The 23044-nt window shown below is 67.7% G+C and carries 19 protein-coding genes; 7 read left to right on the forward strand and 12 right to left on the reverse strand.

Annotation, left to right across the window (positions count from 1 at the left end; all coding sequences use genetic code 11):
* Positions 1 to 1153 (forward strand): MFS transporter (locus tag AB0F41_RS16820; protein WP_357424645.1); only part of this gene is annotated, 1153 nt, incomplete at its 5' end.
* Positions 1154 to 1230: 77 nt separating this feature from the next.
* On the opposite strand, the gene AB0F41_RS16825 is transcribed toward AB0F41_RS16820, so the two are convergent.
* From AB0F41_RS16825 to AB0F41_RS16860, 8 genes are all read right to left on the reverse strand, one after another.
* Entirely contained in the window at positions 1231 to 1584 is a 354-nt protein-coding gene (locus AB0F41_RS16825) for a hypothetical protein (protein ID WP_357424811.1), read from the reverse strand.
* A gap of 145 nt (positions 1585 to 1729) precedes the next feature.
* Complete coding sequence (locus AB0F41_RS16830; RefSeq protein WP_357424647.1) at positions 1730 to 2482, reverse strand: SDR family oxidoreductase; 753 nt, start codon at positions 2480 to 2482, stop codon at positions 1730 to 1732.
* Between the two features lie 240 nt (positions 2483 to 2722).
* On the reverse strand, positions 2723 to 3631 hold the full coding sequence (locus AB0F41_RS16835) for a MetQ/NlpA family ABC transporter substrate-binding protein (RefSeq protein WP_357424649.1): 909 nt from the start codon (positions 3629 to 3631) through the stop codon (positions 2723 to 2725).
* On the reverse strand, positions 3625 to 5241 hold the full coding sequence (locus AB0F41_RS16840) for a copper resistance protein CopC (RefSeq protein ID WP_357424651.1): 1617 nt from the start codon (positions 5239 to 5241) through the stop codon (positions 3625 to 3627). Before AB0F41_RS16840 ends, AB0F41_RS16835 begins: the two co-directional genes overlap by 7 nt.
* Before the next feature lie 11 nt (positions 5242 to 5252).
* Entirely contained in the window at positions 5253 to 5954 is a 702-nt protein-coding gene (locus AB0F41_RS16845) for a YcnI family protein (RefSeq protein ID WP_357424653.1), read from the reverse strand.
* Entirely contained in the window at positions 5947 to 6849 is a 903-nt protein-coding gene (locus tag AB0F41_RS16850) for an ABC transporter permease (RefSeq protein ID WP_357424654.1), read from the reverse strand. Before AB0F41_RS16850 ends, AB0F41_RS16845 begins: the two co-directional genes overlap by 8 nt.
* A complete protein-coding gene (locus AB0F41_RS16855) occupies positions 6839 to 7705 on the reverse strand; it encodes an ABC transporter ATP-binding protein (protein ID WP_357424656.1) in 867 nt (288 codons plus the stop codon). Before AB0F41_RS16855 ends, AB0F41_RS16850 begins: the two co-directional genes overlap by 11 nt.
* Complete coding sequence (locus tag AB0F41_RS16860; protein ID WP_357424658.1) at positions 7702 to 8769, reverse strand: ABC transporter substrate-binding protein; 1068 nt, start codon at positions 8767 to 8769, stop codon at positions 7702 to 7704. Before AB0F41_RS16860 ends, AB0F41_RS16855 begins: the two co-directional genes overlap by 4 nt.
* 281 nt (positions 8770 to 9050) lie before the next feature.
* On the opposite strand from AB0F41_RS16860, the gene AB0F41_RS16865 reads away from it, so the two are divergent.
* Together AB0F41_RS16865 and AB0F41_RS16870 are read left to right on the forward strand one after the other, a co-directional pair.
* The gene (locus tag AB0F41_RS16865; protein ID WP_357424660.1) at positions 9051 to 9929 is read left to right on the forward strand and encodes a helix-turn-helix transcriptional regulator; all 879 of its coding nucleotides are present in this window, start codon (positions 9051 to 9053) and stop codon (positions 9927 to 9929) included.
* Positions 9930 to 9968: 39 nt separating this feature from the next.
* Positions 9969 to 11018, forward strand: a complete 1050-nt coding sequence (locus AB0F41_RS16870; protein WP_357424662.1) for a zinc-binding dehydrogenase — start codon at positions 9969 to 9971, stop codon at positions 11016 to 11018.
* Positions 11019 to 11095: 77 nt separating this feature from the next.
* On the opposite strand, the gene AB0F41_RS16875 is transcribed toward AB0F41_RS16870, so the two are convergent.
* Positions 11096 to 11998, reverse strand: coding sequence for a cutinase family protein (locus AB0F41_RS16875; protein ID WP_357424664.1), 903 nt, complete (start codon positions 11996 to 11998; stop codon positions 11096 to 11098).
* Between the two features lie 337 nt (positions 11999 to 12335).
* Positions 12336 to 13583: an oxygenase MpaB family protein gene (locus AB0F41_RS16880; RefSeq protein ID WP_357424666.1), complete on the reverse strand. Its 1248-nt coding sequence runs from the start codon at positions 13581 to 13583 to the stop codon at positions 12336 to 12338.
* 499 nt (positions 13584 to 14082) lie between these two features.
* On the opposite strand from AB0F41_RS16880, the gene AB0F41_RS16885 reads away from it, so the two are divergent.
* Positions 14083 to 15642: a hypothetical protein gene (locus AB0F41_RS16885; protein ID WP_357424668.1), complete on the forward strand. Its 1560-nt coding sequence runs from the start codon at positions 14083 to 14085 to the stop codon at positions 15640 to 15642.
* 24 nt (positions 15643 to 15666) lie between these two features.
* Here AB0F41_RS16885 and AB0F41_RS16890 read toward each other — a convergent pair whose 3' ends face one another.
* Together AB0F41_RS16890 and AB0F41_RS16895 are read right to left on the reverse strand one after the other, a co-directional pair.
* Positions 15667 to 16839: a damage-control phosphatase ARMT1 family protein gene (locus AB0F41_RS16890; RefSeq protein WP_357424670.1), complete on the reverse strand. Its 1173-nt coding sequence runs from the start codon at positions 16837 to 16839 to the stop codon at positions 15667 to 15669.
* Between the two features lie 112 nt (positions 16840 to 16951).
* Positions 16952 to 18499 (reverse strand): serine hydrolase domain-containing protein, encoded by a 1548-nt coding sequence (locus AB0F41_RS16895; RefSeq protein ID WP_357424672.1) that lies wholly within the window; start codon positions 18497 to 18499, stop codon positions 16952 to 16954.
* 291 nt (positions 18500 to 18790) lie between these two features.
* Between AB0F41_RS16895 and AB0F41_RS16900 the strand changes: the two genes are divergently transcribed.
* From AB0F41_RS16900 to AB0F41_RS16910, 3 genes are all read left to right on the forward strand, one after another.
* Positions 18791 to 20038, forward strand: coding sequence for an MFS transporter (locus tag AB0F41_RS16900; protein WP_357424813.1), 1248 nt, complete (start codon positions 18791 to 18793; stop codon positions 20036 to 20038).
* Positions 20035 to 21390, forward strand: coding sequence for an LLM class flavin-dependent oxidoreductase (locus AB0F41_RS16905; protein ID WP_357424674.1), 1356 nt, complete (start codon positions 20035 to 20037; stop codon positions 21388 to 21390). The genes AB0F41_RS16900 and AB0F41_RS16905 overlap by 4 nt, the downstream gene beginning before the upstream one ends.
* Positions 21391 to 21699: 309 nt before the next feature.
* Positions 21700 to 22899, forward strand: coding sequence for a cytochrome P450 (locus AB0F41_RS16910; protein WP_357424676.1), 1200 nt, complete (start codon positions 21700 to 21702; stop codon positions 22897 to 22899).
* Positions 22900 to 23044: the final 145 nt, after the last annotated feature.

A 23044-nucleotide genomic window follows, 5' to 3' on the forward strand; every position in this document is an offset into this window, starting at 1 on the left:
CATCTGCGTCCCGCTCGCCGTGATCGCGCTGTTCCTGCTGCAGCGCACACTGAAACTGCCGACCGAGCGCAAGAGCGACGTCTCGATCGACTGGCTCGGCGCCGGCCTGCTCACCGCGGGTGTCTCGGTCCTGCTCATCTGGGTGTCGTTCGCCGGTAAGGCCGGCTACTACGACTGGGTCTCCAGGGAAACCGCCGAATACGTCGGCCTGGGCCTGCTCCTGCTGGCCGCCACCGTGTATGTGGAATCGCGGGCCAAATCACCGATCATCCCGCTGAAGATCGTCACCGAACGCACCACCGCACTCGCCATCATCGCCTCCATCGCCGTCGGTGTCGGCATGTTCGGTGCCACCACCTTCCTCGGCCAGTACTTCCAGACCGCGCGCGGCTACTCCCCCACCGCCGCCGGCCTGCTGTCGGCGCCCATGGTCGCGGGCATGCTGGTCGCCTCCGTGGTGTCGGGTGCCCTGATCACCCGGTTCGGTAAATGGAAGCGCTTCGTGGTCACCGGCGCGGCACTGCTGGTGGTCGGGTTCGGCCTGCTGTCCACGGTCGACCACGCCACCAATATGTGGCTGATCGGTGGTTTCATCGCCGTGACCGGGCTCGGTGTCGGCATGATGATGCAGAACCTGGTGCTGGCCGTCCAGAACACCGTCAGCGTGCAGAACATCGGCGCCGCCTCCAGCAGCGTCGCCTTCTTCCGCACCTTCGGTGGCGCCATCGGTGTTTCGGTCCTCGGCTCGGTGCTGGCCACCCGCGTGGGTGAACTGTCCACCGAGCGGCTCACGGCGCTGGGAGTTCCGGCCGGTTCGTCCTCGGGTGGTGGCAATCTCGACCTGAATGCACTGCCGGCCCCGATCGCCCAGATCGTGCGCTTCTCCTACGGCGACGCGACCGGGCGGATCTTCCTCATCGCCGCCGCCGCGACCGTGGTCGCCCTGATCGCCGCGATTCTGCTGCCCAACCGCCCCCTGCGGCGCACCATCGATATAGAGTCCGACGCCCAGACCGATTCCGTGGACGAACGGACCGACGGTACGGTCCTGTCGGGCAAGGGATCCACGGCACTCGCCGAGACCCGGATCCCGGACGATCTGGCCGAACTCGATGCCGATACAAAACTGGGAGCGAGCCCGACCCGGACCTGACCCCCGCACGACGACGCCCGCCCTCGGCCACACCGGCCGGCGGCGGGCGTCGCACGTCTCCGGCAGAATCCGTTGCGCTACACCCAGAGCGCCGCGATCAGCACATTCACGATCGCCAGCCCGCCGGCGGCGTCCGACATCCACGCCACCGGATCCTTACCGCGTTTGGCATCGGCCCTGGCCATTTCCGCGAACGCGGCCACCAGCACCGAGATCACCAGCTTGATCCCGATCTTGACCATGTTCAGGTCCTTGTCGAGCGAGGACAGCGATTCGGCCATCCCCACCAGAACCACTCCACTGATGATCTGCGCACGCGCACCCCAGACCATCACCTCGTTGACCCCAGGCCGCCCGGCGGCCCAGCCACCGACCACGGCGGCCATGCCGAGCAGGTGGGTGACGACCACGACGTTGTAGACGAAATCCATGGGCAGGACGCTACTCGAATCTCGCACGAACTACTACATAGAGTCGTAATTCGTGGGGTGCGTCGCCGCACGGCCTCAATGGATTCCATGACCTCGGGCATCGACGGTGGGGAGCCGGGCGCGCCCTTCGCGCAGCCGAGCCGGCTCAGACGCCCGCGGCCATCCCCCCGGTCACGCGCAGCGTTTCTCCGGTGACGAACCGTGCACGCTCCGATGTCAGATACAGCATCGCCTCGACGACATCGACTTCGGAACCGCTGATGTCGATGAGTTGCATTGCCTTTACGCGCTCCTGCACCGCGTCGGGCAGTTCGGCGCGGATGGTGTCGGTGGCGATCATGCCGGGCGAGATGGCGTTCACGCGGATGCCGCTGATGCCGAGTTCACGGGCGAATGTGATGGTCAGCCCGATGACGGCCAGTTTCGATGTGCCGTAGGCGGTACCACCGAGATGCGCTGCGGCAGAAGCGATGTTGACTACGCTCGCACCGCTGCGTCCGGTCATATACGGGTGGGCCGCAAGAGTGCAGGCGATGACTCCGACAACGTTGACATCGAGAAGCCGCCGGGTCTTGGCCAGTCCCATATCGAGTATGGGTCGACTGTATTCGTCGCTGTGCAGACCGGCGTTGTTGATCAGCACGTCGATCCCACCGTGGATTTCGGCCGCTTCGGCCATGATCGCCGCGAGTGCGGTTTCATCGGTGACGTCGCCGGCAAAACCGATCGCGACCAGACCCGACCGGCGCAGGTCGGCCGCCGCCCGCTCCACCGCATCGGCGTCGATATCGATGAGGACAACAGCGGCACCCTCTTCGGCAAGTGCGGCGCCGAAGGCCTTACCGAAGCCTCGGGCCCCACCGGTGACGACTGCGGTGGTCCCTGCCCGCACTGCCATCCGTGGTCCCGGTGCGCGTTCTTCCTCAGCCACTGCGAGCTACCTCCAAGCCGACAAAGCCAGAACTGCATTCTTATAACAGAGAACCATGTTAGCTTCGTCGAACTCCGATCCCCTGCGCTTTAGTGGCAGCACGGATCCCGCTGATCTACCGTGCGTATCGACACAGCGTGTTCCGCGGCGACCTCCGGCACCATCCCGCCCGGTGACGAACGGCTGAAACGGGTCGCGACAAGTTGGTCACGGCCGTGGGAGCGGTGTCGGACCGGCCGGTTCGCCGGGGCGGGTGGTGGGCGACGTGGGCACGGTGGGATCGATCCGGGGTGGGTTGGCCGCAATGACCGAGCCGCCGAACGCGGCATCGATATAGCCGGCGAGCTCCGGGCTCTCGAGTTCCCGGGCGAGCAGCACCAGTCGCGGGTCGTCCGCGTGCTCGGCCGAGCCGATCAGCACATTGGTGTACGGGTTGCCGGGGGCCGGTTCACGCAGCAGCGGGTTCGCCGGGTCGAACCCGTTCTGCTGCGCGGTGGCCGGGTTCATGATGACGGCATCCACCGCACCGATCACTTCCGGGAACTGTTCCGGGTCGGTTTGGGTGATGGTCAGATGCCGTTGTGAATCCACCACGTTCGCTTCCGTGACGGTGAGGTCCTCGAACGAGGTACCGCCGAATTCCCTGTTCAAGGTCAGCAGGTCGGCATGCTGCAGGAGATAGAGACTGCGTGCCAGCGGCGCCTGTCCCGCGGGGACCAGCACGGAACCGAAGTGCGGGATCCGATCGAGGGAGGTATGCGTCCGCGAATACAGCCCGTAGGGCACCACGTGCACGCGCGCGAGGACGGCGAGACCGGCGATCCCCTCCTGCGCCGTCCGACCTTCGAACGCCGGAATATGCTGGAAGTACGCCGCATCGGCCGTACCGTCGGCCACCCGCCTGTTGGCATCCGCCCCCGCGTTCTCGACGATCAGCCGCTTCCCTGTTCGCCGGGCCGCGTACTCCAGGATCTGCCGGTGCGGTCCGTCACCCACGAGGACGGTAAGTTCGTCTTCTCTCCCGTGTCCGGATGTGTCCACCTGCACCTCCGGGGCACAGGCCGGCCCACCCAGCAGCGCGAATACGATCAGGAGCAGACCTGCACGCCTCACCACACCATGTACCTCACTGCCGTGACCACGGGACTCGTTCCGTCGTCGACGACGATCGACAGGGTCCATTCGGCCGGGACCGGGATGATCACGTTCTCACTGGTCCACCTGCCGTCGTGTGCCACGAGCTGTACCGGCAGACGGGCGATTCCGGCCGTCTCGGAGGACAGCGTTGCGCTGAGACCGCTGAGGCGCTCGCGTGCGACCCCGTCGGGCTCCAGACTGATGGCGACCGGCCCCCGGCGGGTGGTGTTCAGGCGAACATCCAGGCCGCCCCGGTCGAGCTGCGCGGTCACCGCCAGAGCGGGGCCGTAGTCGTCGCGGGCCGGTACCGAGGATGCCAGGGCAGTGGTCAGCACGAGCACCGCCACTCCGGCCGGTAATTCGACCCGGATCGCCCATCGCCCGCCCCACCGGCCCCGCAACCACCGCGTGGCCCAGAACGCCGCCGCCACGAGGACCGCAACAGCCGCGACCTTGGCGAGAAGGAGAAGCCCATACCTGGTGTGCCACAACGATTCCAGCGGATATATCCGGCGCACCGCCTGGTACACCCCGGTGGTGAGTACTACCGCGAGACACACTGCCGCCACCGTCGTCCAACGCTTCCGGAGCACCGGCCGCCGTCCGCCGAGCAGCAGGGCGGCGACTCCGCCCACCCAGATCGCCATCGCCAGGACATGCGAGGTGGTGGAGACGATCGCGAATGCCGCGTCGGATCCGGCCGCGGCATGTCCGCCGGCGGCGAAGGTGTAGCCGATGAGGGCCCCCGCCAGCAGAGGCACCACCGCAGAGCGCCACGGCACGGACCGCCACAACAACCAGACGCCGAGCAGAACAACCGTGACGAGCCGGATCAGCAGCCGCACACCGAGAGGTGAAGACAGCGTGTCGCCGATCCCGTCGAGGCGCAATAACGCCGACCAGTCGCCGGAGCCCTGTGAATACGGCCCCTGCGCAGCCAGATTCACCAGAGCACCGGCAGCGATGAGCACAGACCCGAACACGGCCGTCACGGTGAATCGCCGGGTGACACCGGCAGTGTCGACGATATTCCCGCGGCCGCTGAACCCCAGCGCGCTCAGCAGACCGAACGACAGCACCGCACCCAGGTAACCCAGCACCCGCGCCGCCTGGATCACCGCCGTCCAGCGACCACCCGCCTGGCCATACGCGACCGTGTCGACAGCGAGGCCCCCGGGATCGGCATCGCCGACCACGAACCGGATGGAATACGCCACCACGTGGGTGTCCGCCGAAACAGCGCGGACGGTCGCCAGATAGGTTCCGTCGCTCAGGGCGTCCCGCACGGGAACTCGGATATGTGTGCGATCGCCGGACACCTCCGGGCTCCCGAGCGGCACCCGACTGTTTGCCGCGTCGATCAGGTGGATGCTCCCCGCCACGAACTGCACCGGCTGGTCCAGCGTGAAGGCGATCGAATCCGGCGGGGTGTCGAGTATCGCCGCCTGCGCCGGAACCGTGGCCACCAGGTTGGCGTGGGCCGCGGCCGGCGCCGCGACCGGCAACTGCAGGACCACGACTGCCAGGACACCCGCGAGCCCGGCGACGGCGCTCCTGAGCCCGCGGCGGAGGCAGGTCGGAATGGTCACGGTACTTCGAGTCAGTTCGAACGCAGGCGCCGGTGCACCACCGCGGCGTATCCCAGCGCAGCGATGGCGATCAGCAGCGATGCCACCGAAATTCCTGTGGCCGTGACTGTTCCGTCGTCGCCCTCGGCGTGCGCCGCGTGCTCGGTGTCCGCTACCGCGCTGCCGTGCTCGTCCGCGCCGTCGGCGGCGCCGAGGTGCACCACGGGTGCCGGATGAGCGAGTTCGGCGTGCTCGTCCAGGGCGCGCTCGTTCCACTCGACGATCGCACCGTCGGAATAGTGCTGTGCCACCGGGATAGATACGGACTCCGCCTCCGGCCAAGGACCGGCGGAGATCGTGAACGCTCCGAACTCGTCCGGCCCCAGCGCCTGCGCCGGGTCGTCGGCTTTCCAGACGACCCGTTGCACCGTGCCGCTCTCAGCACGCGCGATCTGCGCTGTCCAGCCCGGAACGGGTTGGGTGCGCAGCGAGGTGAACTCCGTCGCGCCGGTGAAGGTGAACTCGAGGCGGGTGGTGGAGGCGGTCCGGGATTCGGTCGGGACGTGGAATGTCGCGGTGCCCCAGCCGCCTCGGGTGGGCACACTACCCGGATCTGCCCGGACATGGGCCGCTGCCTGCTGGGCCGGCACCAGCAGCGCGAGGATCAGTAGCGCACCGGCACCGACCGGCCGCAGCAGACCTGCGCGCGCCCCGGATGCGTGGATCTCACCCATTGGTGATGCCCTCCTGCCAGCCCGTCAGCCGCCGCTCCACCAGCACCAGCAAGTAGTTCATGATGAGTCCCAGAAGTCCGAGCAGCACAATGCCCGCGTACATCTGCGGGATCCGGAACGTCTGCTGCATGGTGAGGGTGAAGATCCCGAGTCCGGCCGGGGCGCCCACCATTTCGGCGGCGACCAGCACCGTGATCGCGTAGGCACCACCCAGCCGGATCCCCGGGAATATCCGTGGGATCGAAGCCGGTAGTACCACTTTCGCGAAGATGAACCACTGGCCGGCGCCCATACTCTTCGCCGCGTCGATCTGCAGCTTCTCCACGTCCTTCACCGCGGAGATGGTGGTCAGCAGGATGGGCCAGACCACCGCCCAGGTCACGATCGCGTATTTCGAGGGTTCGCCCAGACCGAAGAACAGCAGGAAAACCGGAAACAGCGCCAGTGCCGACAGCTGCCGGAAGAACTGCAGCACCGAGTCTATGACGCGTTCGAACGGTTTGAACCAGCCGATCGCCACACCGAGTGGCACTCCGACCACGATTCCGAGACCGAATCCGACCAGGGAACGCCGGATGCTGGGCCAGACATGCTTCTGGATATTGCCGTCGGGAAGGAGTCCCTCCACCAAGGCCCGCACGACTTCGTGCGGCGGCGGCAGATAATGCTCCCGGACGAGACCTGCCCAGATGAGTGCGTACCAGATCAGAATGAACCCCGCCCACCCGAGGGCGGAATTGACGACCAGCCCCGGAGTCCGGCGAAACCGGGACCACGCTCGGGGCACACGTGCGGATTCGGCCGAGGTACGCACCTCGTCCCGGCGAGCGACGTCGGTACGGGCGGGCTCGCCCACGACGTGCGAGGCGGCCGCGACGCGGGCGTCAGGCGACATCACGCACCTCGTCACGCAGGATCTCGGCCACGGTCCGGCGGATACCGACGAACTCCGGTGAGTTGCGGATCTCTTCCGTACGCGGACGGGGCAGATCGATATCGACGAGCGCTTTCACACGACCCGGACGCGCGGTCATGATCGCGACCCGATCGGCGAGGAAGACCGCCTCATCGATCGAATGGGTGACGAACAGAACCGTCTTGCGCCGGGCGCCTTCATCGTGGCTCAGGCCCCAGATCCGCAACAACTCCAATTGGAGCAGTTCCCGGGTGTTGGCGTCGAGCGCGGCGAACGGTTCGTCCATCACCAGCACACTCGGGTCGTAGGCCAACGCGCGGACGATCGCGACTCGCTGCCGCATACCGCCGGAGAGCTGGTGCGGGTAGCTGTGCAGGAACTCGCCCAGCCCGACCTTCTCCAAGAGTTCCGTGGCGATGCGCCGACGCTCGGGTTTCGATACGCCGCGAATCTCCAGGCCGGCTTCGACATTGGTCAGCACCGAGCGCCAGGGATAGAGGGCGTAGCCCTGGAACACCACACCGATATCCCTGTTCACTCCGGTGAGCGGCTCACCGCCGACGAGGACCTCACCGTCCGAGAGAGTCTCCAGCCCGGCGAGGATATTGAGGAAGGTCGACTTCCCGCAACCGCTCGGCCCGAGCAGGGCGAGGAACTCCCCTTCGGGAACGGCCAGCTCGAAATCTCGCAATACGGTGAGTTCGCCGGTCTTGACCCTGCCGACCTTGCGGGCCGGGAAGGTCTTGCCCACCCCGCGGGCCACGATCTCATCGGTCGGAGGGTGTTCAGGAGGTGGACCGGGAGCGTCGGTGATCCGGGTCTCGGACACCGTCATTTCTCGCCCACGGTCAGGTCGACCTGGTTCTCCGCCTGGGTGTCCAACAGCGCGTCGCTCTCGGTGTAGGGGTTGTACCGGTTCGTCGCGACATCGTCAGCGGTCAGGGAGTCCTCCGGTAGCTGGCCGAACTTCTCGAGCGTGTCGATCCAGTACTGGATCTGTTTGCGGTCGATGATCGCGTTGTTGACGTAGGCGTATCGGGTGATGTCCTGCACGTCCTGCCCGATACGGTCGGCGATGTACTGCCGCGCCTGGTCCGGATTCCGGTTCACCCAGCTCTGGGTCCTACCGAGGATTCCGACCAATTCCTCCGTCTGCGCCGGGAACCGCCGGATGAACTCCCCGTTGCCGGTGTACGGCTGGCTCCCGCTCGCACCACCGTCGAGGTCGAAATCGCTGAAGAGACTGACCAGAGCGGGGTTGTTGAGGGCGTGTCCCGAGAAGGGGGCATGAATGATGGAGAGATCGGCGGCCCCGGTCTCCACCGCCTGTTCCGACTGGGAGTCCGGGGTCGGCACCCAGTTGACCTTGTCCACGTCGACGCCCTTACCGGCCAGATACTGTTTGGTCACATACTCCGCGCAGGCGCCGAACCCGTTCATCGCGATTGTCTTTCCCTCGAGCTTATCGAGCGAGGTCGCGGTGATCCCGGAGTCCTTGCGCACGAAGTAGTTCATATGCGGCGCGTCCGGCAGGGTCTGGTTCGATGCCGCGATGATCTTCAGGTCGGCGCCGCCGTTGATCGCCGAAATGGTGAGCGAGGCCATCCGGGTGGCGAAGTCGAGGTCGCCGGTGTCGGTGAGCGGAATGAGCTGATTACCGTCCACCGCGCCCACATACTTCGGCTTGATGCCCGCGTTGTCGAAGTATCCGAGCTTGTCGGCCAGGTAGACGAGATCGAAACTCGGATTGTCGGCGTACTTGAAGTAGACGGGATTCTTCGGATCGGAGACGTCACCGGGCGGGCCCGCCAACTCCGCCGAACCACCACACGCGGCGGTTCCGAGTACGAGCGCCACGCCGGCCAGAGCTGTCAGCCCCCGTGCCCATGTCTTTTTCATCGTCGTTCCTAGCTAGACGCGCTCGCGCGCAGTGACAGATCAGGCTTCAGCGCAGTGAATCAGCCGGGGAAGAAACGGTCACCGCTTCGGTTCACGGTGATCGCAAGGACATTCGGGAGAAACCACGTCGGCCGGGATCTCACGTCGGCGAAATCGGCGGCTCCGGTCGGGCGGGTTCGTCGAGCCCGGCCCGCGACACCCGCGCAGCGGGTCGCCGACAAGGTGATGCTCGTCTGGGACAGCGTCGCCGCCACCGATCCGGCGCACTCTATCGTAGAACCGTGAGCACTGGTGACCGGCAACAGCGTGAGACCACCCGCGATCGCCGGAGGGCGGAGCTGCGCGAGTTCCTGCGCAGCCGGCGCGAGAAGCTGACCCCGGCGGCCGTGGGGTTGCCGGAAGCGGGCCGGCGTCGCACACCGGGGTTGCGGCGAGAAGAGGTCGCGGTACTGGCCGGGGTGGGTGTGTCCTGGTACACCTGGCTGGAACAGGGTCGCGATATCAAGGTCTCCGACGAGGTATTGGACGCGGTGGCACGGGCATTACTGCTGGACGAGACAGAGCGAGCGCATCTGTACCGCCTGGCCGGGCTCAATCCGCCGCAACGGCAGGCCGCCCCCTCGGTCCCGGCCTCGCCCCCGCTGCAGCGGTTACTGGCGACCTGGGCGCCGCGTCCGGCCTATATACGGGATCGGCACTGGAATTTCACCGCCGTGAACGATGCGGCGCGCGTGGTGTTCGGATACGGCGATACCGACCACAACTGCCTGGTCTCCTTCTTCACCAACGCGCGTTTCCGGGTACTGCACCAACAGTGGGATCGGATCGCCCCCGAGGTCGCCGCCGGATTCCGGGCGGATGCGGCGCGCTATCCCGAGGACCCCGAATTCGATCGGCTCGCCCGAGATCTGACGCTGGTCAGTCCGGAATTCGCCGAATTGTGGGCCCGCCACGACGCGGCCGAGCACACCACCGCGATCAAGGCCGTCGAACATCCCGTGGCCGGGACCATGATCTTCGAGGCCACCCTCTTCCCGCTCCCCGAGTTTCCCGGACACCATCTGGTCCTGCACAACCCGGTGGCCGACACCGGAACCGGCACCCGGCTCGACGAGCTGATGCACGCCCGGCCTGGTGGTGTCACACCCACCATGAACTGACACTGCCTACCTGCCGGGTCCGGCCGCAGGATCGTTGTCATGAGCAACGATCAGATGAAAGCAGTGGTCATCCCCGAATTCGGAGCCGCCGAGGTGTTGCGGACCCAGACCATCGCCCGCCCGCAACCCGGGCCGGGGCAGGTCGCCATCGATGTGGCCTACGCGGGTGCGAACTTCGCGGAGATCCTGTACCGGCAGGGTGTGGTCGAGATAGCGCTGCCCTTCGTCCCGGGCATCGAGGTCGCCGGCCGGATCCGCGCCCTGGGTGCGGGGGTCGAGGGTCTCTCGGTGGGCGATCCGGTGGCCGCCCTGACCATCGTGGACAGCGGCGGATACGCCGAGGTGGTGGTCACCGCCGCGGAACTGGTCGTACCGTTCGACGAGTCCCGGCTGCACCCTGCGGTGGCCGCGGCTGTGCCGTCGAACAGTACGACCGCGTTCCTGGTGCTGGACCGGGTCGCTCGGATCGAACCGGGCGAAAGCGTGCTGGTGCACGCGGCCGCGGGTGGCGTGGGTAGCCAATTCGGCCGGGTGGCCCGGTTGCTGGGCGCGGGCCGGGTGGTCGGCACGGTCGGCAGTCCGGCGAAGATCGCCACCGCCGGGAAGTTCGGTTACGACGAGGTGATCCTGCGGGAGCAGCTCGCCGATGCGGGTGAATTCGACATCGTGGTGGATATGGTCGGTGGCGCCACCCGCCGCGCGAGCCTGGACCGGCTGGCACCGATGGGCCGGATGGTGGTGATGGGCAATGCCTCCGGCGGCGCCGACGTGGGGCTGTCGGCCAACGAGCTGTGGTTCACCAACAAGACGGTGTCCGGTTTCAACCTGGCCGCCTTCGCCGCCGCCCATCCCGCCGAAACCGGGGCCGCGCTGCGCCGTGCCGTCGCCGCCGTTACCGCTGGTGATCTCGGTGTTCAGATCGCCACCCTGCCGCTGGACCGGGCAGCCGAGGCGCACCGCCGGATCGAATCGGGAACCACCACGGGAAAGCTGGTTCTCGAGGTGACCGATCAGTTCGCCGCGAATATTGCGGCGTCGCGGGAACCGGCTTCCCGCAGATCGCCCCGGATCACCCCGACCCACGGCTGAGCGTTGACGTGAGGTCGGCCTGGCGAGGGCGGCTCCGCCCGCACCGGCAGCGGCAGACCGGCCGAGGTCCCGGGTGCTCACCCGGGACCGTGGATCACCTCGAGCAGCCGCTGCCGCAGCCAGGACAACGGCGTGTTGCCGACGGAATCGATGGGATAGTTCGGGTAGCTCTGATGCGCACCGGATTTCAGGAAGTCGCCGATCTGCTGCCGGCGTTGCTGATAGGCCGACGGCGTGAGTTCCTCGGTCAGCACTCCCAGGCCGCCCGCTTCCAGCGCGTCACCGAAGATATCGGCCATCTGCTGGTGATAGGAGCCGATCGCCGCCGGATCCGGGTTGGACAGTTGCACCGTGAAACCGGCGATATCACTGTCGGGCATCGTGCAGTAGAGATCGCCGGTCGCGCAGAAGGTGTAGGTGCGCGGGGTCAGCAGCCCGAACCCCCCGAGCCGCGGCCCGGCGGCTCCCGCTCCGGGCACGGGCGGGCCGATGAGGGTATCGGTGGGCGAGCGGCGCGGATCGGCGATCAACCCGACCAGGACGACCCGGTGCGCGGCCACCACGCCCAGCCCGGTGCCGATTTCCGCCGCCAGATCCCCGGCCGCGTCCGCGCCCTGGCTGTAGCCGAGGACCGCGATCCGCGTTGCCGCGCAGGTGTGCGCGACACCGGCTACCAACCCGCGCGCCGCGTCGAGCGCTTCTCGTTTCGAGCGCCCGTAGACTTCACCCTCCCAGGGGAAAGCGGTCGCGGCGTATTGCACATAATCTGTCCGCACGTTCCCCGGCAGGCGGTCGGCGATCAGGGCGAGCATGCCTTTTCCGGGATCGGAGTGCGATGTCTCCCAGGTCCCGGGCACGGCCACGACGTACAGGTCCGGGCAGTTCTGCGGCTGCGCCGCGACCTCACCGCCCCGGACCCCCGCAGCCGCGGACACCACGGCCAGCAGGCAGGCGGCTATGATTTTCCATCGTGTGAACATGGATACTCCGGCTCATCCGGCGGCCGAGACATGCGGCGCCGGGGGTCATTCAAGTGATTCGCCTCGGATTCCGTGCCCGGGCAGCGATCGGGCGCGCGGTATCGCACGCCGGCGCCGACGAGGGTTTTCGCGGACGCCCGGCACACTGTGAGATTCGCGGCCCGAGTCGATTCGTGGTCCGGACCGGCCGCGTGCCGATCCGGTCGGGCCGCCATGTCGGACCGTGCTTGCGCACAGGCGCCGAGCGCGGCACCTGGACCCGGCACGCCGACGCCGGCAAGGGCAGGACCCGAAACCCGGGAACCCGAGCGCGGGCTCCCGGTACGGCCGCTGCGGGTCAGCGCGGAGGTTGGCTCATATCCCGGTTCGCCATGGGCAGTTCGATACTGATCGGCATCCGGAGCTCGGCCAGGTACCAGAGGGCGAACTGACGCAGGAACTCGTCGAAGAGCCAGTACGCCTCCTGCGCCGGCGGCACGACGGTCAGCATGCCTTCGCGCACCGCGATGAACGGGCCCCAGCTCACCCGCAGCAGCGGATCCCAGACCGGTTCCCGCGGGATCGCCAGACCGTCGGCGATATGGTCGCCGAGCAGGAACCGGGTGAAGGCGCCCAGGACACCCTTGCTCAAGATCGCGAGGTCGATGTTGGTTCCCAGCCGCAGCAGGCGATCGGCCAGCTTCACACCCTCCGGCGTCGGCATCAGGATCGGATCCAGCACCTGGGCGGCCTGCGAATTCGCCTGATCCCAAGAATTGGGAATGTATTCGTCGCGGACACCGAGCATATGCGCGGCGACCTGCCAGGAGTGCAGGAACGCATCCGACTCGTGCGCCGGGATCGGCACCTTCCACGCGGTGAGATGCCGCATCACGGTGGTGGGCAGACTGTGCCAGGTCACCATGATGTCGTTCTGGCTGATCGGGATGTCCTCGTCGGCGGACCCCACCCAGTGCGGCGACTGCGGCAGCAGATGCCGCACTGCCGCGTGCACCAGGCGCGTCTTCACACAGGTCACGACCATCTCGCCGCCCGGTCCGTAGGCGTTGCCGTTGCCGATGTCGTAACCGAGTTTCGCGGTCTTGGAGATCCGGTCCTTCAGATCCTGGCCGCCCTTGGAGTAGTAGACCGACCGCGCTTCCTTCGGAATGACCGTGCTCATCATTCCGCTCGCCAGGCCGTAGAGGACACCGAGGTAGAGTCCGCGCTTCTTGTTGAAGTCGACGGCGGTCGCGAGCTTGCCCTGATCGGCCCAGGACGGCATCTGCCGGGCGTACTCCATGAAATCGCGCAGATCCTGCGGCAATCCGGCCGGCAACGGCTGACCGTTGCGAGTCCAGGTGCGCAGCAGATCGTTCACGCGTCCGGCCTCACCCCGGTCCAGGATCGATGCCACCAGCTGATCGGCCTCGGGATCCCACACCCCCATCGGATCGGTGCCGGACCCGCTACCCGCCACCGACCCCTGCGGCGACCACGACCACGGCTGTGCCCGGCCGGCCGACGCCCCCGCCAACACCAACGCCCCTGCCGCACCGGCCACCCCACCGGCCCTCAACGCATCCCGCCTGCTCAGTCCATCCATCTCGCCACTCCTCGTTGAGTTCGATCACCGCCGGCGCGGTGGCTCTCGGCGTCCTCCAGAGGTCGAAGAACTGTGATTAACTTATCAGCTGTACCAGACAGTTGTCTATGGTTTGGTGTCCGGATGCGACAGGTGGGACCCAATCTCTTCACAAACGTGCACGAAAGGGTCGATCGCGCGCCGCCCTTCGGATCAATGCGGGTTTACAGCGGCGATTATGTTGTTGACATCACACACACCAGACGACCTCGTCAGCCCTCACCCAAAAGAATCACTGGTTACATATAGGCGCACCCCGGTTCGGCCGATATCCGCCGAACGTCCACAGATACGATGGACGGCCCGGCCGGCAGAGCGAGGCAGGATTCATCAGTGCCGTACTCCGACGAATCGGCGCGACAGTCTCGTCGCGCTCCGAATTTCATTCGGGAAGCGAGTACTCGACCGATTCGGCAGAATGGTCCTGCCGCCCCTGCCCGAACCACCACCGGAGTGTCGAATGTCCCGTGTCAGCACCTGGTGGACCTACGAGCCCGACCATGCGAACGCCATCAACGATCTCGACGAAGAGCTCACCGCCGAGCGCGCGAGTCGCCGCGATCAGACGACCCGGCTGTCCACCGCGTACGACGAGACCAGGCGCGACCTCGAGCAGGTGGGATCCCGGCTCACATCGGTCACCGGCCTGGTCGGCGCGGTGCTCGAATGGACCGAATTGCGTTTCCGGCTCCTCGAATTCGAGGAATACCGGGCGCGTCAGGAGATCCGCAAAGCGTTCCGCGCCCTCGCCCACGGCCGTCCGGCGACCCTGGCAGGACTCGAGGATATCCCCGGGTACTGGCTCCCCCCGGCCGCGCAGGGAGTCCTGGGGACCCTGCCTCCGCACCACCAGGCCGGCACTCCCCCGCGACCGCCGGCCGCGACGACGTTCGAGGCCCCGCCGCACGCACTGGAATCCGCCCGCGAACGCGACGCGGTGCGCACCGATCTGTTCACACTCACGGTGGCACTGTGCTTCGACCGGCCAGCGTTGATCGAGGCGACGCTACCTCGGCTCCTGTCCGGACCGGCCGACCTCGGAGTGATCGAAGCAGGTCAGGTGACCGAAGGCTGGCGCACTCTCTGGAAGCACGCCGCCGGTGGTTCGTTCGGCTCCGCCGCGGCCGAGCAGCTGTCCGAGCGTGTGACCACTCTGTTCGATGCCTCCACCGCCACCGAGGCGGAGATCCGCGCCTGGGACCGGGCGATAGCGACATTCGGGTCCGACAGCGACACCACACAGACCAAAGCCGAGATCTTCGCCGCTCTCGGCGCCCACCTCACGGCCGAATCCGGCGGCACCGAAACGCTGCCACCGCACGAGCAGGTCTGGCACGCCTACGTCCAGGAGCTCGTCGAGGAGCCCGGCCCCGACGAACGGGAGCTGGTGCAGGCCATGGAAAACCTGCCTGTGGGCGCGGATATACCGCGGCGCTCGGCACCGAGCTGGAGCAGGCCCGCGGGCACCGTGGTGGCGCTGGTCCGCGAGGACATATTCGACCCGAATGCTCCGCTTCCGCTGCGCCGCCTCGCCCTGCGCGCCGGTGGCGTCCTGCTGCGCGCGCGTCTCGACGCGGCGCTCACCGCCCCCGAACCGGTTGTCATCACCGTGGACGGCCCCGTGAAAATCAAGGTGACGAGCGGGGGTCACGACGCCGAAAAGCTCGCCGTGGTCGAGCGCCGGATCGCGACGGACTACAGCGCCGTCCCTGTTTCGAAAACTCTCGGCGCCGCCGGCGTGGGCCTCGGGTGCCTGGCCGTCGCCCTGCTCGTTTTCGGTCAGTGGTTCACCGCGGCCCTGGCTGCGATCGGCGCCCTCGTGCTCCTGTCGAAGTACCGGGCCGACCACGCCGCCGCCCGGAGCGACGCGGCCCGCCGCGACAGGGCGCTGGCCCAGGTCCGGGCAGCAGTCGACAAGGCGCGTGCGGACAGCGCCGCCGCGGAACGCCGCGCGGCGCAGCGCTACCGGACCGACCGGCAGGCGCTGGAGCGTTTGATCGCCTCCCTGCCGGCGCCATAGCCGTGCCCTGCGACCGCGCGCGGCCTAACCGCCGAGCGGATCCCGCATCTGCACAACCCCATGGGATCCACTCGTGCGCCACCCCGGTTCGGTGTCCTCGAGACCGGCGAGGACGGTCTCGTCGATACCCACGGCGACATCGGATTTGAGGGTTCGCAGCGCGATCACCCGGGTGGGGAAGTACTCGGTCAGTGCGGTGAACGACGTCGTGGCCGGCCAGTGACGGTCGCCCACGAGCCGCCGGTAATTGAGATCGCCCTTGAGTATCACCGTATCCATCCGCGCGAGCTCGGCGGCCAGATCATCGGGCAGGTGATGGAACGACATCGGTGCGCAGTAGAACTCGTGGGCGTGCACCCGCAGGTGCCCGGCCCGCAGCGCGCCGCCGAGACGAGCGGCCGCGGTTCTCGCGGGCCCGGGAATCCCCGCGAGACGTTCGAGGGTGTCCAGAAGATCGGCGGTGGTGGCATCGGAGACGTAGTACGGCCGCGGTTTCAGATGCAGATCGACGGTCAGATCCGGATGCAGGCGCAGCAGGTGGTCGATGAGGAGCAGGTCGGGGATCAGCTCCCGACCGGCGTTGTCCGCGATCAGTCCGACCGTTCCGGCCGAATGGCCGTTGAGGTGGTCGACCACCGCGTCGGTCTGATCGTCGAGGACGCTGCCCGGCGCCGCGGCCACGGCAGAACCGGACAGCCGGAAACCCAGATCGGCCCGGTTCCCCCACAACGCCGCGTGCACGAGCGCCGCGGTGTGTTCCGGAAGCGCCCCGGCCGCCGGCTCGGAGGCCGAGGAGAGTTCGGTATCGAGCGCGGGATCGCTTAGTTCGGTGTGTTTGCGGGTGAAGGGGTCGATGCCCCGCCAGGGGCCGGGATCGAAGTATCCGACCGCGTCCAGCAGCAGGTGGTAGAAGTAACTCTCGGCCCACAGGAACGGGACGTCGAGCCACCGCCGCCCGTACATCTGCCGCCCCCAGCGGTCCCAGTCGGATTTCCCCGTGCGTCCGTCCGGCAGCGGCCGCACGGGTCCGGTGATCTCTGCCCGCAGTTCGTCGAGCCGCCGCCGGATCTCCGGAGGGTACGGATGCGCATCGCCCACCTGGTCGAGAATCGCCGGATGACGGCGGGTCAGCACTGTCCACGGAAACGATTCCGGTTCCGACGTGATGGTCGCGGCGTCGGGTGTACTGAGGTCCACGGATACTCCGTTCGCGAATCGGCGGGGTCGTCGGCGCGAGCAATCGTGGCATACCGACTGGTTCGCGGCGATCGGCAGCCGGTGCGGCACACCGCCTCGGGGGCCGCGGGCCTCAGCGGCAGGCCGGCGACTCGGCGGCCCGGGGTCCGGCGGATCGACACACCCACCCGGTCGGCAGCCACCACTCACCGTCACGCGCGACGAACGGAACAACCATGGGCATGTTTCCGACGCTGCTGCTGGTACTGGTCGTAGCCGTGAGGAAGTCCGGGCGTATCAACGTGACACGGTCGACCTGCACCCGGAACGCGTAGTCGGCCTGAATCGACGCCATTCGATTGATGAGCTCCGGATCCTGGACGTCACCCTCGACCCGGATGCTCTTATCGGCCGCCGGAATACCCGGATCGAAGACCTCTTTCAGTTGTGAATCCATCTCGGCGACGGCCGGGATCGGCGGCGTGGCCGCTGCCGCGACCTCTGCCGAACCGCGGGTACCGGGATAGAGATCGTCCACGATGGCCGACCATATGCTCGCCGCGCCGATCAGCAGCAGCGACGGCGGCAGCGTCTGCTGATTCACCGCGACCACCACACTGACGTCGCGATCCGGCAGATAACCGATCTGGGTCGAGTAGCCGAGGACCGTTCCGTCATGGGTCGACCAGCGGCCGTCCTGCGCCAGACCCAGACCGTACGGAACCGTGCCACCCCCGAGGGTCGCGATATCGGTGAACTCTGTCCGAGCCCGGAAGGTCGGTTCCTGCAACAGGTCGCCCCGGCCGAGGGCGGAGGCGTACGACGCCAGGTCGGCCACCGAGGACACCATCGAACCGGCCGCACCGAAAACACCCGGAGGCGTGCGCTCGGTGACGTCGACGGGTACATCTCCGGCGTAGGCGTACCCACGGCCCGCGGGCGCCGGGAGCGATCCGTCGGCGGGGTAGAAGGTCGCACGCAATCCGTAGTCACCGGCCAGATCGCCGAGTACCTGCCGCAGCGGTTCACCGGCCACCTTCTCCAGCACCAACCCCAGGAGGTAGTACTCGGAGTTGGAGTACATACCCTGCTGTCCCGGAGTTTTCGCAGCTTCGGGATGGTCGGCGACGACTCGAAGGACATCCTCGCTGCGCCATTCCCGTGCGGGCCGCACCGGACTCTGCTGGACCGCGAACTCCGGATCGCCGGAGTAGTCGTAGACACCGCCCCGCATTCCGAGCAGATCCCGAATGGTGATGGCGCCGCCGTTCGGTACCCCCGGCACGAATTTCTCCAGCGGATCGTCCAGCGCCAACCGCCCCTCGTCCGCCAGGCGCAGAACGGCGGTCGCGGTGAAAGTCTTGGTGACGCTGCCGATCCGGTGGTGGTCGTCGACGGTCGCCGGTCTCCCGGTAGCGGTATCGGCGACACCGTACGCCCGCATGAAGGTCCCCCGTTCCGGATCCACGATCGCCACCGACGCACCGGGGATCAACCCCGCCTCCATCTGTGCTCCGACAACGCTGTCGATCACGGCGGCGTCGCCACCCGGAAACCCGTCCCGGTGGCCACTCTCACCGGCACCGCAACCCGCGACGATCACCGACACCAAGAGTAGAACCACACCGAGCACGCCGGAACGCATGCCGGCATCCGCCGATTCGCCGCCCTTCCTGTGCATCCGTCGGCACCTTCCTTCGAGACCCGCTGATCGTTCACCCCGGTATGGGCTCGAGACCCGGCATCGGGTTCGCGATGCCGGTTGTGAGCCGTGCCGGACCGTCGGCCTCCCTCTTCACGCTCCGGGAACCGCGGCATTCCGAGATTACGCGGCAGCGGGTTGTGATCATGGCGAGAACAAACCTCCTCCGCGCCGGGTTCGGCCGCTAGTTTCCCGCCGGTGACTATCGCGATCGGCCGCTCCGAGACCCCCGCCCGCCGGCCCACACCGCGGGCCGTGGCATTCGGGAGCATGGTCGGCACCACCATCGAGTGGTACGACTTCTACCTCTACGCGACCGCCGCCGCGCTGGTGTTCAAGCCGCTGTTCTTCCCGAATGTCTCGTCCACCGCGGGCACTCTGGCCACCTTCGCCACCTACGCGGCCGGGTTCGGCGCCCGACCGGTGGGCGCGATCATCTCCGGACATATCGGTGACCGGATCGGCCGCAAAACCGTGCTGGTGGGTGCGCTGCTGCTGATGGGAACCGCCACCGCGGCGATCGGCGTGCTACCCACCTACGCGCAGGTCGGAGTGGTGGCTCCCGCGCTCTTGGCGACGCTGCGGGTGTTGCAGGGCCTGGCGGTCGGCGCGGAATGGGGTGGTGCGGCGCTGTTGTCGGTCGAACATGCCCCGCGCGGGCAGCGCGGGTGGTACGGCAGTTTCACCCAGCTCGGATCACCGGCCGGGATGCTGTTGGCGACCGCCGTCTTCTATCTGGTCCGCGCCGTGGCCGGCGAACAGGCTTTCCTGGACGGCGCGTGGCGGATCCCGTTCCTGCTCAGCGTGCTGCTGGTGGTGATCGGATTGGTGATCAGGTTGCGGCTGACCGATGCGCGGATCTTCGACAGGCTGCGCGAAGACGGCGCGGTCGCGCGCCTCCCGGTTGTCGAGGTGTTGCGGACCCAACCACGCAACGTCGCGCTGACCACCGGTCTGCGGCTCTCCCAGATCGGCCTGTTCGTCCTGCTGACCACCTATTCGCTCACCTACATCCAGGACGAATTCGACAAGGACAGCCCGGTGGGGCTGGTGGCGGTGCTGATCGCCTCGGCACTCGGGCTGCTCAGCACCCCGCTGTGGTCACGGCTGTCGGACCGGGTCGGGCGCCGGCCGCTGTATCTGTTCGGCGCCGTGGGCGGGCCCCTCGCCCTCGCACTGTTCTTCCTGGCAGTCGACAGCGGGTCGGAAATCGCGATCGTGCTGGCCATCGTGTTCGGCGTCAACGTCCTGCACGACGCCATGTACGGACCGCAGGCCGCCTGGTTCGCGGAACTGTTCGACACCCGCGTCCGCTACAGCGGAAGTTCACTCGGCTACCACATCGGCGCGGTGCTCTCCGGCGGATTCGCCCCGCTCATCGCGGCCGCCCTGCTGGTGGCCGGTGGCGGACGGCCGTGGCTGATCGTCGGCTACTTCATCGTGCTGTCCGCACTGACGGCGGCCGCGGCCGTAGCGACCCGCGAAACCTATCGCGACGATCTCGACGAGGTCCGATGAAACGTATCTATCTGAATGCCTTCGATATGGCCTGCGTCGGTCATCAGTCGCCGGGGCTGTGGAAGCACCCCGCCGATCAGGGACACCGCTACAACCGGCTCGACTACTGGACCGACCTGGCCCGGCTGCTCGAGGACGGCGGCTTCGACGCGCTGTTCCTGGCCGATGTGCTCGGCGCCTACGACGTCTACGGCGGATCCCGCGACGCCGCGGTCACCGATGCCGCGCAGTTCCCGGTGAACGATCCGACGCTGGCGGTCTCCGCAATGGCCGCGGTCACCGAACGGCTGGGGTTCGGGGTCACGATCTCGCTCACCTACGAACAGCCGTACGCGCTGGCCCGCCGGCTCACCACGCTCGATCACCTCACCGGCGGCCGGGTCGCGTGGAATATCGTCACGTCGTATCTGGCCAGTGCCGCGAAGAATCTGGGCCTGGACGACCAGATCCCGCACGACGAGCGGTACGAGATCGCCGAGGAATACCTCGAGGTCTGCTACAAACTGTGGGAATCGTCGTGGGAAAGCGATGCGGTGCAACGAGACCCGCAGCGCGGCGTTTTCACCGACCCGGCGAAGGTTCACGATATCGAGCACAAGGGCCGCTACTTCACGGTGCCGGGGCCCTTCCTGTGCGAACCGTCGCCGCAGCGCACCCCGACGCTGTTCCAGGCCGGTGCCTCCCCCCGCGGGGTCCGGTTCGCCGCCGCGCACGCCGAAGCGGTATTCGTTTCGGGCCCGAACCCCGAGGTGGTGCGGCGCCCGGTGCGGGCGCTGCGCGAGGCCGCCGCCGAACTCGGCCGCGATCCCCGGTCGATCAAGGTGTTCACCATGCTGACCCCGATCGTGGCCGAAACCCGGGAGCAGGCGCTGGCCGAGCTGCGGTCCTACGAGGAGTTCGTGAGTGTGGAGGGGGCGCTCGCGTTGTTCGGCGGGTGGACGGGAGTGGATCTGTCCCGGGCCGACCCCGACGAGCCGTTGCAACATGTGGAAACGGAAGCGAACCGGTCGGCGCTGACCTCCTTCACCTCGGACCCGACACGCACCTGGACGCCGCGGGACCTCGCCACCTCGCTCGGGATCGGTGGGCGGGGGCCTGTTGTCGTGGGGTCGCCCGGTGAGGTCGCCGATGAACTGGAACGATGGGTCGACGAGGCCGATATCGACGGATTCAATATCGCCTACGTGACCACACCGGGCACCTTCGCCGATTTCTCGAGGCTCGTGGTACCGGAACTGCGGCGGCGGGGGCGGGTTCCGGAAGACACCGGGCGAGCGACCTTGCGGGAAAAACTCGGAGGCGCCGGCCCGCTGCTGGCCGCCGACCACCCGGGCGCCGCGTACCGGCGCTGACCGGTTCGACCGCGAGTAGCGCGTCGCGGGCGACTGCTCGGCGGTGCGCGCGCCGCTCGGCGGCGGCGAAGCGTATTCACCTCGGCCTTGCCGCGCCGCGGCCTCGGGGGTCCGCTGCCGCGCCGCGGCCTCGAGAGTCCGCTGCATCGGCGGAGTTTCCGAGCCGCACAGGTGACATCGAAGCCGCTCTCGCGCACCATAGTTGGAGAAGGCGGCGGATGCGCCGACGGCCGCGGCCCGCCATCGCGCCCGGAACTTCCGGAGGCAGCCGAGCCGCCCGAGATCGCGCCGACGAACAGGACCGGGACCATGCCGACCGACAGCACCGACGCACGCAAGATCGACCGGGGACCGGAGTCGGCCGGTTGTCCGGTCGGCCGAAACGCCGATGGAACCTGGCTCGTCAACGACTACGCCGCCGCCCGCGCCACATTGCGCAGTCCCGACACCGTGCAGGCCGGACTGGGCGTGGAGACGCTCGATAATCTCCCCGCAAGCATCCGGCGTCCGGTGCTGTACCGGGATGGCCCGGAGCATCGCGAGCACCGGCGCCAGACCGCACGATTCTTCACGCCCCGCCGGGTCGACGAATCCTATCGGGGCTTCATCGACAGCCTGGCCGACCGGCAGCTGGCCGTCCTTCGCGACAGCCGCAGTGCGGACCTCGCGGATCTCGGCTTCGGCCTCGCCATCGATGTGGCCTGCACCGTAATCGGCCTGACCGAGAGCCGGCCGGGCCTGACCCGGCGATTGGAGAGATTCTTCCCCGACGAGTTCGGCTCACCGGGATTCACCACCGTGAACGGCCTCTACTGGGTGTTGCGGCAGGCGCGGAACTGGACGAGCGTTTTCCTCAGCGATGTGCGCCCGGCGGTACGCGCCCGCCGCGCCCGGCGCCGCGACGATCTGATCTCGCATCTACTCGACGAAGGTTGTTCCTCGGTCGAGATCCTCGGTGAATGTATTACCTTCGCCGCCGCGGGTATGGTCACCACCCGCGAGTTCATCACGCTCGCCGCGTGGCATCTGTTCACCGACCGAGCCCTGTGCGACCGCTACCGCGTCGCCGCGGAACCGGAGCGTTTCGCCATCCTGCACGAGATCCTCCGGCTCGAACCTGTCGTCGCGAACCTCCTGCGCCGCACCACCGCGCCCGTCGAACTACCCGGCGGAGACGGCGAATCGGTGACGGTCGGGCCCGGGGAACTCATCGAAATCCATATCGCGGCAACCAATATCGACCAGGCCGCAGTCGGGGATGACCCGCTGATGGTCTGTCCCGCCCGGTCCCGCACCGACGCCACCGCCCCGGCGCTCTCTTTCGGCGACGGTGCACACAAATGCCCCGGGGCCACGATCGCAATCGTGGAGACCGATATCTTCCTCGGCAAATTGCTCGCCCTGCCCGGGGTCCGCATGCACTCCCCGCCCCGGGTCGGTTTCAACGACGCGATCGGCGGCTACACCCTGCGCGGCATGATCGTCGGGGTCGACGACCCCGGACAGTAGGCGCAATTGAACGCCCTGTGAGACCGATCACATCACAATGACGGCCCTCTCTCACTGCCTGTCGCCGCCCGAACAAACGATCTTCACTCGCTCTACCACTGCCGCAATGATTTCCACCCACAACTCAATGCCTCCGAACCCCTGG

Origin of the sequence: Nocardia sp. NPDC024068, from assembly GCF_040638875.1 — a bacterium.
Lineage (GTDB): Bacteria > Actinomycetota > Actinomycetes > Mycobacteriales > Mycobacteriaceae > Nocardia.

What these genes read in the sequence shown, in the direction of transcription:
- AB0F41_RS16825 (WP_357424811.1), bottom strand. Translation starts at nt 1,584, where the DNA reads ATGGATTTCGTCTACAACGTCGTGGTCGTCACCCACCTGCTCGGCATG.
- AB0F41_RS16830 (WP_357424647.1), bottom strand. Translation starts at nt 2,482, where the DNA reads ATGGCAGTGCGGGCAGGGACCACCGCAGTCGTCACCGGTGGGGCCCGA.
- AB0F41_RS16845 (WP_357424653.1), bottom strand. Translation starts at nt 5,954, where the DNA reads ATGGGTGAGATCCACGCATCCGGGGCGCGCGCAGGTCTGCTGCGGCCG.
- AB0F41_RS16850 (WP_357424654.1), bottom strand. Translation starts at nt 6,849, where the DNA reads ATGTCGCCTGACGCCCGCGTCGCGGCCGCCTCGCACGTCGTGGGCGAG.
- AB0F41_RS16855 (WP_357424656.1), bottom strand. Translation starts at nt 7,705, where the DNA reads ATGACGGTGTCCGAGACCCGGATCACCGACGCTCCCGGTCCACCTCCT.
- AB0F41_RS16860 (WP_357424658.1), bottom strand. Translation starts at nt 8,769, where the DNA reads ATGAAAAAGACATGGGCACGGGGGCTGACAGCTCTGGCCGGCGTGGCG.
- AB0F41_RS16870 (WP_357424662.1), top strand. Translation starts at nt 9,969, where the DNA reads ATGAGCAACGATCAGATGAAAGCAGTGGTCATCCCCGAATTCGGAGCC.
- AB0F41_RS16875 (WP_357424664.1), bottom strand. Translation starts at nt 11,998, where the DNA reads ATGTTCACACGATGGAAAATCATAGCCGCCTGCCTGCTGGCCGTGGTG.
- AB0F41_RS16880 (WP_357424666.1), bottom strand. Translation starts at nt 13,583, where the DNA reads ATGGATGGACTGAGCAGGCGGGATGCGTTGAGGGCCGGTGGGGTGGCC.
- AB0F41_RS16885 (WP_357424668.1), top strand. Translation starts at nt 14,083, where the DNA reads ATGTCCCGTGTCAGCACCTGGTGGACCTACGAGCCCGACCATGCGAAC.
- AB0F41_RS16895 (WP_357424672.1), bottom strand. Translation starts at nt 18,499, where the DNA reads ATGCACAGGAAGGGCGGCGAATCGGCGGATGCCGGCATGCGTTCCGGC.
- AB0F41_RS16900 (WP_357424813.1), top strand. Translation starts at nt 18,791, where the DNA reads ATGGTCGGCACCACCATCGAGTGGTACGACTTCTACCTCTACGCGACC.
- AB0F41_RS16905 (WP_357424674.1), top strand. Translation starts at nt 20,035, where the DNA reads ATGAAACGTATCTATCTGAATGCCTTCGATATGGCCTGCGTCGGTCAT.
- AB0F41_RS16910 (WP_357424676.1), top strand. Translation starts at nt 21,700, where the DNA reads ATGCCGACCGACAGCACCGACGCACGCAAGATCGACCGGGGACCGGAG.